General features: G+C 40.1%; 13 protein-coding genes and 2 tRNA genes. 7 read left to right on the top strand and 8 right to left on the bottom strand.

The annotated features are described in order from the left end of the window. Positions 1–176: 176 nt before the first annotated feature. From tnpA to BM146_RS16145, 4 genes are all read left to right on the top strand, one after another. Positions 177–662 carry an IS200/IS605 family transposase gene (tnpA, locus tag BM146_RS16160; protein WP_083413607.1) on the top strand — a complete coding sequence of 162 codons (486 nt, stop codon included), beginning with the start codon at positions 177–179 and terminating at the stop codon, positions 660–662. A gap of 170 nt (positions 663–832) precedes the next feature. Next, positions 833–1,663 carry a pyridoxamine kinase gene (locus BM146_RS16155; protein ID WP_074891300.1) on the top strand — a complete coding sequence of 277 codons (831 nt, stop codon included), beginning with the start codon at positions 833–835 and terminating at the stop codon, positions 1,661–1,663. A 40-nt stretch (positions 1,664–1,703) separates the two neighbouring features. Further along, positions 1,704–2,216: a TIGR04002 family protein gene (locus BM146_RS16150; protein ID WP_074891297.1), complete on the top strand. Its 513-nt coding sequence runs from the start codon at positions 1,704–1,706 to the stop codon at positions 2,214–2,216. Between the two features lies 1 nt (position 2,217). Beyond that, a complete protein-coding gene (locus BM146_RS16145; RefSeq protein ID WP_074891295.1) occupies positions 2,218–2,814 on the top strand; it encodes a TatD family nuclease-associated radical SAM protein in 597 nt (198 codons plus the stop codon). Between the two features lie 158 nt (positions 2,815–2,972). Here BM146_RS16145 and BM146_RS16140 read toward each other — a convergent pair whose 3' ends face one another. The 3 genes from BM146_RS16140 to BM146_RS16130 all read right to left on the bottom strand — a co-directional run bounded on the left by BM146_RS16140 (position 2,973) and on the right by BM146_RS16130 (position 5,488). Beyond that, positions 2,973–3,455, bottom strand: a complete 483-nt coding sequence (locus BM146_RS16140) for a GNAT family N-acetyltransferase (protein ID WP_074891292.1) — start codon at positions 3,453–3,455, stop codon at positions 2,973–2,975. 259 nt (positions 3,456–3,714) lie between these two features. Next, a complete protein-coding gene (locus BM146_RS16135) occupies positions 3,715–4,179 on the bottom strand; it encodes a GNAT family N-acetyltransferase (protein ID WP_074891290.1) in 465 nt (154 codons plus the stop codon). Positions 4,180–4,324: 145 nt separating this feature from the next. Beyond that, positions 4,325–5,488, bottom strand: a complete 1,164-nt coding sequence (locus BM146_RS16130; protein ID WP_074891287.1) for an MFS transporter — start codon at positions 5,486–5,488, stop codon at positions 4,325–4,327. Between the two features lie 417 nt (positions 5,489–5,905). Between BM146_RS16130 and BM146_RS16125 the strand changes: the two genes are divergently transcribed. Both BM146_RS16125 and BM146_RS16120 read left to right on the top strand, forming a co-directional pair. Further along, positions 5,906–6,433, top strand: coding sequence for a GNAT family N-acetyltransferase (locus BM146_RS16125; protein ID WP_177201707.1), 528 nt, complete (start codon positions 5,906–5,908; stop codon positions 6,431–6,433). 19 nt (positions 6,434–6,452) lie between these two features. Continuing rightward, on the top strand, positions 6,453–6,764 hold the full coding sequence (locus BM146_RS16120; RefSeq protein ID WP_074891285.1) for a tetratricopeptide repeat protein: 312 nt from the start codon (positions 6,453–6,455) through the stop codon (positions 6,762–6,764). Between the two features lie 289 nt (positions 6,765–7,053). Here BM146_RS16120 and BM146_RS16115 read toward each other — a convergent pair whose 3' ends face one another. The 4 genes from BM146_RS16115 to BM146_RS16100 form a co-directional block, all read right to left on the bottom strand. Further along, positions 7,054–7,512: a class I SAM-dependent methyltransferase gene (locus tag BM146_RS16115; RefSeq protein WP_074891283.1), complete on the bottom strand. Its 459-nt coding sequence runs from the start codon at positions 7,510–7,512 to the stop codon at positions 7,054–7,056. Positions 7,513–7,704: 192 nt separating this feature from the next. Beyond that, on the bottom strand, positions 7,705–8,760 hold the full coding sequence (locus BM146_RS16110) for a helix-turn-helix domain-containing protein (protein ID WP_242949422.1): 1,056 nt from the start codon (positions 8,758–8,760) through the stop codon (positions 7,705–7,707). A gap of 721 nt (positions 8,761–9,481) precedes the next feature. Next, positions 9,482–9,566, bottom strand: a tRNA-Leu gene (locus tag BM146_RS16105). A gap of 49 nt (positions 9,567–9,615) precedes the next feature. After that, positions 9,616–9,698 (bottom strand) — tRNA-Leu (locus tag BM146_RS16100). Positions 9,699–9,873: 175 nt separating this feature from the next. Between BM146_RS16100 and BM146_RS16095 the strand changes: the two genes are divergently transcribed. Next, complete coding sequence (locus BM146_RS16095) at positions 9,874–11,202, top strand: IS30 family transposase (RefSeq protein WP_074891280.1); 1,329 nt, start codon at positions 9,874–9,876, stop codon at positions 11,200–11,202. Positions 11,203–11,713: 511 nt separating this feature from the next. Here BM146_RS16095 and BM146_RS16085 read toward each other — a convergent pair. Then, entirely contained in the window at positions 11,714–12,046 is a 333-nt protein-coding gene (locus tag BM146_RS16085; RefSeq protein ID WP_074891278.1) for a hypothetical protein, read from the bottom strand. Positions 12,047–12,063: the final 17 nt, after the last annotated feature.

Genomic DNA, 12,063 nt, shown 5'->3' with positions numbered 1-12,063 from the left:
GCTGATGATCTGCAGATATCCCTGCAATAGTCATAGAGTATGTGGTTTTGGTTTATCCTGTATTGCCTTGTTCTGTACACGGTTGCAAATTCCTTAGCAGTATTCTATAGTTAGTATTATAGCACACATTTCGGAAAAGTGCAAACACATGTTCTCTTTAGATAAGGAGTAAATTTATGCAGAAATCGATGCTGGAATCAGATATCCTGAACGAGTACAGAAGAGGATCACATTCCGTATACAAACTCACTTACCATGTAATTTTCGTAACTAAATATAGAAAGAAAGTGATCACAGATGAGATTGGTGATTTCATGAAGAATTATGCCGCTTACCTCTGCGGACGCATGAACAGTGAACTCATTTCAGCAGAGACAGATGTCGATCACATGCATCTGCTGATCTCCATGCCACCTGATGTTGCACCTGTAAAGCTCATCAACTCGTTAAAATCACAACTTTCTAAAGAAGTGAGAAATACATATAGGACTCATGTAGAAAAGTATCTGTGGGGAGATTCACCCTTCTGGAGCGCAAGTTACTTTTGCGCCACTACCGGAAGTGTTTCTCTTGATACTGTTAAGAAATACATTGAAGAACAACGAACAGAAGAACACAAACGTAAATACATTAAGACAGTGAAATACAAAAAGAAAAGCTAGTGCGATTCATCCCACAACCAATTTCATCGGAAGGGGTTTTCTCGCACGATATTTATAATAAGTCATTCGCATGAATCTGGTATTAATAATTTGTCTGAAACTGACCATTTTAATGATACCAGAGTATAGAGTATATTTTTTACCATGACAAAGCATTAAAGGAGCAGCTTATGAAAGTAGCAGCGATTAATGACCTGTCCGGATTCGGCAAGTGTTCACTTACTGCAGATATGACAGTTTTGGCAGCCTTGGGAATTCAGTGCTGTCCCCTGCCAACAGCAGTACTCAGCGCACAGACTGGATATCCTTCATATTATTTCAAAGACCTGACCGGCATAATACCTGAATATCTGCAGGAATGGAAACAACAGGAAGAAACTTTTGACGGGATAATAACCGGATTTATGATGAGCGGTCAGCAGGCAAAAAACAGTTTGGAATTTATAAAAGCCTTCAAATCAGCAAGCACTAAGGTTTTAGTTGACCCTGTCATGGGTGATGATGGCAAAACTTATACCAACTTTTCAAAAGAGCTTCTGACGACCATAAAAGCCATGGTCAGTGAAGCCGACATAATAACTCCAAACTTAACAGAGCTGTGTCTTCTGACAGGTGAAAGCCCCGAAAAAATAATGGAGTTCAAGGGCGATGACCTGATAAATGAAATCAGGAGACTATCCATAATACTTGGCGGAGACCATGACAGGATCATCGCAGTAACCGGGATTCCTCTCTTAAAAAAAGACGTGATTGGGAACTTCATTATTGAAAACGGAGACAGCAAAATCATCACCACGCAAAGTAACGGAATTCATTATTCCGGAACAGGAGACCTCTTTGCAGCTATCTTTTTAGGCAAAATATTAAGAGGTGACAGCGCTTTTGATGCAGCAGATACAGCAAGTCATTTCATATATACAGCCATAAAAAATACGGAAACAGACACTGATCCAAGAGCCGGGATATCATATGAAAAAAGTTTAGCGATGCTAATGAAATAAAGACAATAGATAATACTTACACAGAAAGCGGGGAACAGACATGACAAGAAAAAGAAGCAAAACTTACACCTTAACACTTACCGGAATCTTTGCAGCACTCATCACTATTTTCACAGCCTACATAGGCCACGTGCCTGTGGGAATTAACGGCGGATACATCCATTTCGGCGACGGACTTATATATCTTGCCGCCACCCTACTGCCAATGCCCTACGCCATGCTGGCAGGTGCAATTGGCGGAGGACTGGCAGATCTTTTGACCGCCCCTGCATGGACAGTGGCCACTGTGATAATAAAGAGCCTTATCGTGATTCCTTTTACCAATAAAGCTACAACCATACTAAGCAAAAGAAATATTGCCGCTCCGATCATTTCATACTTTATATCAGCCACCGGATACTATCTTGCAGAAGCTCTTTTATTTGGTACCAAGGCTGCGATTATCACAAGTTTCTCAGGAAGCCTGGTGCAATCCTCTGGAAGTATGGTCTTTTTCCTGATGCTTGGAACAACGCTGGACAAATTTGGCTTCAAAGCCAGATCGGAGGCCTGATATGGCAGATATACTCTACACCTATAAAGGTTCAGTCTATGCAAATATTACCAATAAATGTAACTGTAGATGCACCTTCTGCATTCGTTTCGTAAAAGACGGTGTTGGCGACGCGGATACCCTTTGGCACAAGACCAATCCTACAAAATCAGAAGTTCTTGATGCCATACGTAATTTTGACTTTTCAGGTTACGATGAACTTGTGTTCTGCGGCTACGGCGAACCAACCTGTCAGCTGGACATACTGCTTGAAGCAGCCGCTTTTGCCAAAAAAGAAAAGCACTTAAAAATCAGACTAAACACTAACGGCCAAGGCTCAGTAGAAAACGGCCGCGATATAGTTCCGGAGCTTGCCAAAGTCATTGACAGCATTTCTGTAAGCCTTAATGCGCCTACAAAAGAAGATTATGAAAAAGTAACAAGACCGCTTCATTCCAATGGCTTTGAAAACATGCTTGAATTCACAAAAAGATGCAGGGAAGAAATAAAGGACGTAAGATGGTCTATCGTCGATGTCCTCCCTCAGGAAGAAATCGATCGATGCCTTGCACTATCACGTGAACATGATATTCCACTGAGGATTCGAAAGAAAACTTGACGAGGTTCTTTCGTATCCAGTGCGGAAGATGGGACTTGAAGTCTAGAAAAAAATCAAAATTCCAGTAAGGAAGGAGGTTCTGACACCGTCCCCCGCAAGGGAACCCCTTAGGGAACCCTTGCTTCTTTTCTCCAAATCATTTTTTCAACTACTAAGGATTATTTAGCAGTTTCATCGTTTTTTAACCTCGGTTCATTAGGAATTGTCATAGATAACTCGATTTCATCATCGTCTGCTTCACCACTCTCCTGAAATCCAAAGCTGTGATACAGCGCTAACGCTACTTCATTGTCCTTATTACAAGTAAGAGTAACTCGATTGGAGTCACCAAAAGGTTTGCTCCCAATGTAAGACAATACTATCTCCAGAGCTGCTTTCCCGAAACCTTTTCCCTGATGCTTCACATCAATCATCATGTGCCATATGTCATATTCCGGAATATCATAATCGTAAATGACCATAACATACCCAACCATTTCTTCATCATTGTAGATTCCAAAAGGCTGACACTGATTCCGATACACATATGCCTGTGCAAGACTTCGAATGGGATGTGAAACAAACGCATCCTGTCCCGCGCCCAACTTCAGATTAAATGCATCAATAAAATTGTTTTCTGTGATTTTTCTAAGATTAATCATAGGATTCCTCCATAAATATTCGTTTGATAAGCAACAACGGTCTTGTATGAATATCTATGAAGGATAAAAAATACCGTGGTTAAAAAACCACGGTACTATTGAAATCTAATTAGAATGTAAAAGCCGAGGTCTTCAATAGATATTCAGATGTTATGTTTTTCTTGTTATTCATCATAATTGAGCACCTCACTTTCTTTGAAATTTAGTTATTATCATACAGGTTAGCCAGCGTTTATGCAATAACTTTCGCATGTAAAAACTATAGCATTCTTTTTACCATGATGACATCTTCATTCTGATACTCAATTTCAAATCCATTTTTTAGAAACAACTGATATGATGGATTATCAGCCGCAATATCATCATGTATTACAGTAATTCCATTCTCTTTTGCAGCTTTACATAATTGCAGCAAAGCCTCAGTCCCATATCCTTGATTCCGATATCGGGCAAGAATAATAACATCACAGATATAAATATCTCGGGCTTTATCGTAGTGATATGCTATTTCACCAACATATTCATCCTCTGAGTTTATTAAATACCGATAATACCGGTGTGCTCCGGGATTTCTCACCCACGCCTCATACCAAGATTCCCATTCATCTCTAGGAAACGGAATTGTGCCACCCCACTTAGCGTTATATGACATGGTTTCTTCGTCCGCCATTAATTCTTCTCTAAACCATAAATCTTCCAAATTCGGTATAACAATTGTAAGCATCAATGTATTCTCCTAAGTTTTTAGAAAACCTCATCCACACGCCTTCATCATGAATAGCGGCGTTTTTGATATTTCTGTAAAATCGTTGTGCTTCATCGATTCTGCCGATAACTTTCCCATTTTTGTCTCCTCGTTCATAAACAAATTATTTTTTCAATACTCCATGCACCCCTGCCAGCAGGATCATAAGTACTCCCACCACTGTGAAGCATGCAGAAACACCGATACCTGATACATAAGCTGATGCAAACAGGAAGATAACCTCAACAAGATTTACCCCCATGTTGTAGGCCGAAAGAACTTCAGCTCGTTTATCTTCCAGATTGTTTTTATCGATCACTTTATTTTCCATCTCGTCAAATATGTATGCCGGTACTGACACCACAAGAGGAAGAAGCAGCATGATTGGGATGATTATCAGTCGGATGCTGATTCTTCCAAATATCAACATACACAGCCCGGAAATGATAAATCCGGCTACAAATGCCCTGAAATAGTTCTTTTCTCCAATATAATCCAGGATTTTCTCGGCAGCCATCTCAATTACCGAGTATCCAAGGATGATAGCGGTCATCCATTCTTCGGAAATTCCAAGACTTTCCAGTTTATCAACATAGAAAAAGTTGATCAGTATGAAGGAAATACTAACGCAAGCCAGGGTTACCATAATTATGATATTTTCAGCATTAAGTCGAAGAATGAATAATTTATGCTTTCCGGTATCCTTCTTGTCGACTGCTTCTTTGGATTTAGCCTTTTCTTTTTCGATCCCGAAACTCAGCGTAACTGCAAAAACGTTCATAACAGCAGTCACGACAAGCAAGCCGACAATCCCAAAGAAGTGGTAAATACCAGCATACATTATGATACTTACTATGAAGCCGGCCGTACCAAACTTAGAAGTTCTCGCACTTTTTACAACATATTCACCCTCGTCATACCGCTGATACAGATAAGCACTTATGGTTCCGGAAGAAAAGCAGCTTGCAATGCCTTCTACAATAGCCTCTGCTATAAACATCCAGTAATTTCGAGTTAAAAAGGCGGTAAGCATCATGCCTCTGGCCAGCAGAAGTGTAACCTGCGATAAAACAATCGTATTTTTATATCCAACCACGTCCGTGATCTTCCCGGTTGGTATTTCGCCAAAGAATATTACCAGTGACAATATTGCCTGTAAAACAAAGAACTGATCAAGGCTAATTCCTGCCCGGGTTCTTACTAATAGTGCTACCGGTGCAAAGAAAACCAGACCATTGAAAAATGATACAAGTTCAAGGTTATCTATATTTAGTTTCTTATTCATCATCGAATCCTCCAACAAAAAGTATGTATTAAAACGAAAAAACTGCCTCACATACATTTCTGTACGCAAGGCAGTCATATCCATCAAAAATAAACCTCAAATATAGAAAGAGGAATACGAAAGTCCAGGACGAACCGGACAACTGACGAATATGATAATCTGACGTAAAGCGTACAAAAACAGACCTGTCATGCAGGCAAGAACACTCTGTTTATAACTTTTTTGTCAGAAAATCAATGAAGCATCTTTCGCAACCTCTTTTTTATTCTTTGAAAACAGTTGAAATTTTATCACATCAAATGTGGTTTTTCAACCGATACAGAATGTTTTTCGTTACTATTCACAGTTTTTTAGATAATATAGGAAGCCTGCTATTTTCTAGGCTTCCTATTATTATGTATGGATATTATAATATTTTGTATGAATACTGATAAGAGAGATAGAATTATTAAACGAATTAAACCTAATGAATATAGTTTTGTACTGGAGCTAAATCAAAGATATGTTGATGTTCTTATACCCATGGATAGGGAAGAATTAGAATGGTTAGTAGAGACAGCAGCACTTTTTGAGATTATTTATGTGGATAATTTTCCAGCTGGATTCATAATCGCTTTTAGGGAAGGATTGAATGATTATGATTTCAAGAGTTATAAATGGTTTGAAGAGCGTTATCCTAAATTTCTTTATATTGATAGGATAGTTGTTGCGGATAGCTATCAGAATCAAGGATTGGGACGTGTGCTGTATAAACGTGCATTTGATTATGCCAAAGAAAATGAGATTAATATATTGGCTGCAGCAATAACAACTGAACCATACAATAATAAAAGTATGCTGTTTCATGCTGGAATTGGCTTCCACGAAGTGGGAAATCAGTGTATTCGCAGTAATACAGTTAAAATATCACAACAAGTAATGGAATTGATTAGCAATGAGAATAGCTGAAAAATGAGGATTGTGATTAATGAGAGATGTTCCTGAAGAATTGATAAGAGCTCAAGAATTTCAAAAAGCTGGAGACTATTTGCTGTCAATGAGACTATATAGAAGATTCTTTGAGGAAAACACAGGTCATGAGCTACGCTTTAAAGCGTTATTTGAAGTGGCAGATAATTATTATCACGCTAGGAAGTATACTGAAGCTAAGCAGGCATACATATATTTTTTAGAGTATTGTTCAAATCAAAAAACAATAACATTAGAAGAACAAAAATGGATTGATGCATATGTGACGCTTACGCACAGTCGCATAAAAAGCATCCATAGTGTTTTATGAAGTTGCTGGGTAGGGGCGCTATAACAAGACGAAGTTATGCTTCGTCTAATAGTTCCGCTACAGTATATGGTTCACCGGAAGTCAGTCTCAAAAGAGCAGTGAATTCATTAACACCATTTCTTGCGCAGGTCTCAAGATAAGTCCTGATATCTGCGAAATATGATGCGTATTCAATACTTTGGAACTGCCTGGAGACTTTGTGAAAATGGCGTTAATGAATTTGTCGCCCTGTTGGGGATTACTCGCGGAGAGCCTTATGCTGTAGTAAAGCTTTTGTACTTGTGTATGTTTAAACTTTTGCATTGACACAAAATGCCGTTGATGCCATATTCTGACTGTTCAGCACATATTTATAATTCACTTCCTCTATATGAATGTGGTTAAAACCTTCTAATAGTTCTCTTAACTCTGCCTCATCAACATAATGATGTGGCACATTCTCCTCATCCGTCCTTCCGCCAATATATGTAAAAGGCTCAATCTCCGTCCCGATACCGCAAGTATCATCATTACGAGACAAAATATCAAAAGAAAAAATTGCTCCTTTTTTACACACACGCTTTACTTCTGCTAACGTATTTTTGAGTTTTACAAGGCATTGATGATGTAACGCAGAATAACAAATTACAGCATCAAAAGTTGCATTGCTGTATGGCAGTTCGGACATGTCACAAATATCAGTTTCAAGTTCACTGTCAGCTATATCTAAAGCTCTTATACTTTCTATTGTCAGAATCTCATCGGTCATAGTTCACCCACTTAATGTAAAAAAAACTATATAAAAACAATTATAATGTCTGCTTAAAAAAATAGGAAGCCTACAAATATAGACTTCCCTTGTTCCTTATAAAAACTGTGACTAGAAACTGTTTTTCTGTATAAGTAGGCGAGGCGCTCCATTAAGAACCGCCCCGCCAGTTGTTAGCTTAGTACCGTTTTGTTATGCCTGCAACTGCTCAATCTTGTCCTGCAAACGGTCTATTTCTGCGGAGTATTTCGTATTCCAGTCCGTTCGAAGAAGTTCGATCTGTTTCTTGTAATAGTCTGCAGCCCGGTTCTTATCTCCCATACGGATACAGCAAAGCGCCATGGATGCATAGGGATCCGTGTAGCGAGGCTTAGGCATGCAATCAAATGACATCTGCCAATACCGGATTGCCTCTTCGTACTCTTCATGATGGGAAAAGGTATTGGCCACGGAAAATAATACGCTCCAGTCTTCCGGATATTTTTCTACCAGCTTTCGATATGCTTCTTTTGTTGCTTCAAATCCGTTTTCATATTCCTCGATGAACACAACATAGAAGTCATTCAAAGTGTTAGGGTTCTTTTGAACGGACTCCTTCAGAACTTCTCTTGCCTCCCGAAGTCTGCCGTCATCAATCAGATTGTCCAGCAGATAGAAGTAGATCCGAATATTCTTTGGTTCAGCCCTCAGGATCTTATACAGATCCTCGATCAGTTCATGATGATTTGCCGCCTCCCAGTCAAAGAGCTTTCCATCGCTGCCGAAGCAGATATTGTTGATATCGCCCTTATCGTTGGGACGTAGTTCCAGCGCCTTTTTCGCACAACGTACTGCCTTTTTCTTCAGATTCTCTGCCTGATAGCGATAAAGATCTGCAAGCAGAGAGATTGCGTCATGATTCGTCAGATCCGCTTCCATTTCGCCAAGAAGGAAGCTCTCCTCATTCTCGAACTCTGCATTTGACAGCACTTTTCCATACTCAATTTTCTTCTCGATACTCTCGTAGCGTTTCTCAGTGGAGTATTCAAACAGATCATCGATCTGTACTCCAAAGAGCGATGCGATATCCGGGAGCATTGTCATCTCCGGGAGGGAACTGTCTGTCTCCCATTTACTGACCGCCTGACTGGTCACTCCAAGTTTCTTAGCAACATCCGACTGGGAGAACCCCTTGGAGCGCCTCAGTTCTTTAATTTTCATTCCTATTGTTTTCATAAAACCGCCTCCGGTTGTTGTATTCATGATCATGTAAGTTCATTATATGCATCATTCGTACAACTAACAATTTCAAATTAGTTGGTTTTATGAAACCGTTGGTTGTTTTTTGTAGGCGTTCTCCACGTCATCTTTTATCGCCGCTTTTTTCGGCGCTTTTTTATCTTCTTCAACCTTCATGCGCGGCGTCTACGTGAGATGCTGCTCTTTATTAGTAGTAGAACACGTAAAACTAAACAGATATTTGGAAAAAATACGTGAGGAGAAGCTTGTTAACGGAGGTGTATCACGTAAAATGCCAAAAAATCATTGCGAAACTACGTGATAACAGTCTAAAGATAAAGCGGTGTCACGTAGATGTCCACGCTACTATATAATCTGAAGAACGTAGCGTGCCTATTTCGCATTTACTGCATTTTCTTATCTAAATGACATTGACTCCGTCCCCTAGTTCCATTTCAGCTGTGCGATCCTACCAAGGAAGATGGAACTGCGACAGAATTGACAAGATAGGGACTTTGAGCAGAGCACTTGGCGAGGTGTTTTCGAGCGTAGTGCGAGCCATGGGTAAACACTTGACAAGGTCCTTCCGAGCCTAGTACGTAGCAACGCGGAAGATAGGGACTTGCGACGGAACAAGCTGCGCTTGTTCCTAGTCCCTTTAGGGAAACCCACGCAGCGAAGCTACTGGGTTCAAGTCCCCTTCCGCACAAAAGAAAAGGACCAACTCATTTGAGTTGATCCTTTTCTTTCGTGCGGAAGATGGGACTTGAACCCACACGACATAACCAGTCACAAGATCCTTAGTCTTGCTCGTCTGCCAATTCCGACACTTCCGCATTCCAATATATATGTCAAACCGCTTCAATTGCACTAGATAAACTCTAGTGCAGGAGAAGGGACTTGAACCCTCATGTTGTTGCCAACACATGGACCTGAACCATGCGCGTCTGCCATTCCGCCACTCCTGCGTGCAACGTAGATTATAATACTCATTTTCAGCCTCGCTGTCAAGGCTTTTTAACACATTTTTTTAGTTTCATTGAATAAAAAAGTAAATTCCACATTATACGGAATTAAGTCTTACACTCTGGTTCATATATAGGTATTCTAATACAGGTCTCTTTCGCAGTAGAAAGAGGAATCATGTCTAAGAAAATAGAAACCAATCAGAAGCATATGAATCAGGATAACCGTGTTGTTATTGAGAAGAGGTTGGATGCATCAGTATCTTTCAGAGCCATCGGTATAGAACTGGGAAAAGATCCAACAACTATAGCTAAGGAAGTCAAAAAACACCGTGTGTTCCAGATGCATAATACATTCAATGAGAAGCTATTTAGATGTGCCAATGCAAAAGACTGTCACAGAAAACATGTATGCACAACAGTGCCTTTCTGCAACCGTGAATGTAAGCGGTGCAATAAATGCCACTCCTATTGCAAGGACTATGTTCAGTATGACTACCACTGCCCTCTGACAGATAAAGCCCCCTTTGTATGCAATGGCTGCGATAAGAAGAGAGGTTGTCGGTTAGACAAGTACTTCTATCGCGCTGTTAGAGCTCAGAGTGAATACAAGACCATCCTTGTTGAAGCAAGGCGTGGCATAAACATAACCGAGGAGGATCTCGCAACACTTGATGCAACTGTAAGCCCTCTGATCCTTAACGGGCAATCACCTTACATGATACTTCAGAATCACCCGGAGATATCCCAGTGTGAGAAAACCATCTACAACTACATTGATCAGGGAGCTTTATCTGTCAGTAACCTTGACCTCCCGAAGCTGGTCAAGTACAAACCTCGTAAAGCTCATGCCTCAGAAATCGATGATACCGGCATATTTGAAGGAAGATCCTACAAGGATTTTGAGGCATTTATCAAGGAATTCCCTGACACAAAGATAACCGAGATGGATACAGTCATAGGTCCGGAAGGAAGTCATAAGGTGCTCCTGACACTTCACTTCTGCAATGCTGACTTTATGATGGCATATCTGCTTAATTCAAAAGAAGCCATCGGCGTTGAGAATACATTTGATGATATCAATAGAGCTATAGGCACTGAGCTGTTCTGCAAAACCATGCCTCTGATCGTCACAGACCGCGGAAGAGAATTCAAGCATCCTGAAGCTCTTGAGTGTGGAATAGATAACGTATTGAGAACAAGCATCTATTACTGTGATCCTATGGCTTCATGGCAGAAGCCTCACTGTGAAAAGAATCATGAATACATCCGCAAGATATGCCCTCAGACAACAACTACCTTCGACAGACTTACCCAGAATGATGTCAATCTCATGATGAGTCACATAAACAGTGCAAACCGTGAAAGCCTTGGAGGGCTCACACCATTTAAACTAGCCAAGATGATGCTTCCTAAAAAGCTCTTAAAACACTTTGGCTTATGGGAAATACCCTCTGACGAAGTAATCCTCACTCCCGCGCTTTTAAAAGGAAAAATCGAGGTTTAAAGCTCAAAAGCTGTTCCTAGATTCTGAGTCAGAGGCAGTTAAAGCAGCCACCTCGCTCCTGCGAGGCTGTGCCCTTGATAGGTGCCTGAAGAAACGCTACAATGCTCATTCCGACGATGAAGCTATTGAAGCTGTTCCTGAGTTCCTCATCATCGGCAACGGCTGCGAAGCGTTTCTTCAGGTGCCTGTCAAGGGTGGCGGACGGTGCCAATACATAAATACAAAAGCCACTAAGCATTACAAAATTTGAAAGAAATCTGCGGACGAGACCACCATATGTTCACCACGAGATAAGTGGAATTTAGTCTTGCAGAACCCAATTCCAGTTGTCAGCGACCGCATACTCTTTTTTATTTTAGCAAATGCATAAGTGGCTAAATTCCACAATAAAGGGTCTGACAAAATATGTCAAACCCTCTAAAAAGCTGAATTTAGTCTTCAGTATGGAATTTACTTTTACATGCGGAATTTAACTATTCATTCAATCATTTTTTTAGTTTTTTTTAGATTTTCAAAGCCTCGTCAACTTATCTATGTAAAAATACATTTTTTTCATAACATCGGAGATATCCTTGTAATGTATTGCACAAACTACTGAAGCAACTGTAAAAACTACTGCACATATAAAACTCACAAAAAAGAAATTCACAAATCCAACTGCAAGGAAAATACTGGCACAGGTAAGAAAACCTATCATTGCAGTGAGCGTCCTCATAAGTTCCTGATGAAGGACGGTTACCTGCATCACTATCCCCTCTCTTTCTGAAAAAATCTCATCTTCAGAAAGCACTTCAAAATCTAATTTCTCAAGATGCCTTAAATAATCTCTGAATCTCTTTTCCATATTTCCTCCACGCTGTT

The sequence above is a fragment of the Butyrivibrio proteoclasticus genome, assembly GCF_900115735.1.
Classification (GTDB): Bacteria; Bacillota; Clostridia; order Lachnospirales; family Lachnospiraceae; genus Butyrivibrio; species Butyrivibrio proteoclasticus_B.
This window is presented reverse-complemented; position numbering and strand designations above follow the sequence as displayed.

Excerpts from the sequence above, each read along its gene's own strand:
- tnpA (WP_083413607.1), top strand. The coding sequence starts at position 177 with ATGCAGAAATCGATGCTGGAATCAGATATCCTGAACGAGTACAGAAGA.
- BM146_RS16155 (WP_074891300.1), top strand. The coding sequence starts at position 833 with ATGAAAGTAGCAGCGATTAATGACCTGTCCGGATTCGGCAAGTGTTCA.
- BM146_RS16150 (WP_074891297.1), top strand. The coding sequence starts at position 1,704 with ATGACAAGAAAAAGAAGCAAAACTTACACCTTAACACTTACCGGAATC.
- BM146_RS16145 (WP_074891295.1), top strand. The coding sequence starts at position 2,218 with ATGGCAGATATACTCTACACCTATAAAGGTTCAGTCTATGCAAATATT.
- BM146_RS16140 (WP_074891292.1), bottom strand. The coding sequence starts at position 3,455 with ATGATTAATCTTAGAAAAATCACAGAAAACAATTTTATTGATGCATTT.
- BM146_RS16135 (WP_074891290.1), bottom strand. The coding sequence starts at position 4,179 with ATGCTTACAATTGTTATACCGAATTTGGAAGATTTATGGTTTAGAGAA.
- BM146_RS16130 (WP_074891287.1), bottom strand. The coding sequence starts at position 5,488 with ATGATGAATAAGAAACTAAATATAGATAACCTTGAACTTGTATCATTT.
- BM146_RS16125 (WP_177201707.1), top strand. The coding sequence starts at position 5,906 with ATGAATACTGATAAGAGAGATAGAATTATTAAACGAATTAAACCTAAT.
- BM146_RS16120 (WP_074891285.1), top strand. The coding sequence starts at position 6,453 with ATGAGAGATGTTCCTGAAGAATTGATAAGAGCTCAAGAATTTCAAAAA.
- BM146_RS16115 (WP_074891283.1), bottom strand. The coding sequence starts at position 7,512 with ATGACCGATGAGATTCTGACAATAGAAAGTATAAGAGCTTTAGATATA.
- BM146_RS16110 (WP_242949422.1), bottom strand. The coding sequence starts at position 8,760 with ATGATCATGAATACAACAACCGGAGGCGGTTTTATGAAAACAATAGGA.
- BM146_RS16095 (WP_074891280.1), top strand. The coding sequence starts at position 9,874 with ATGTCTAAGAAAATAGAAACCAATCAGAAGCATATGAATCAGGATAAC.
- BM146_RS16085 (WP_074891278.1), bottom strand. The coding sequence starts at position 12,046 with ATGGAAAAGAGATTCAGAGATTATTTAAGGCATCTTGAGAAATTAGAT.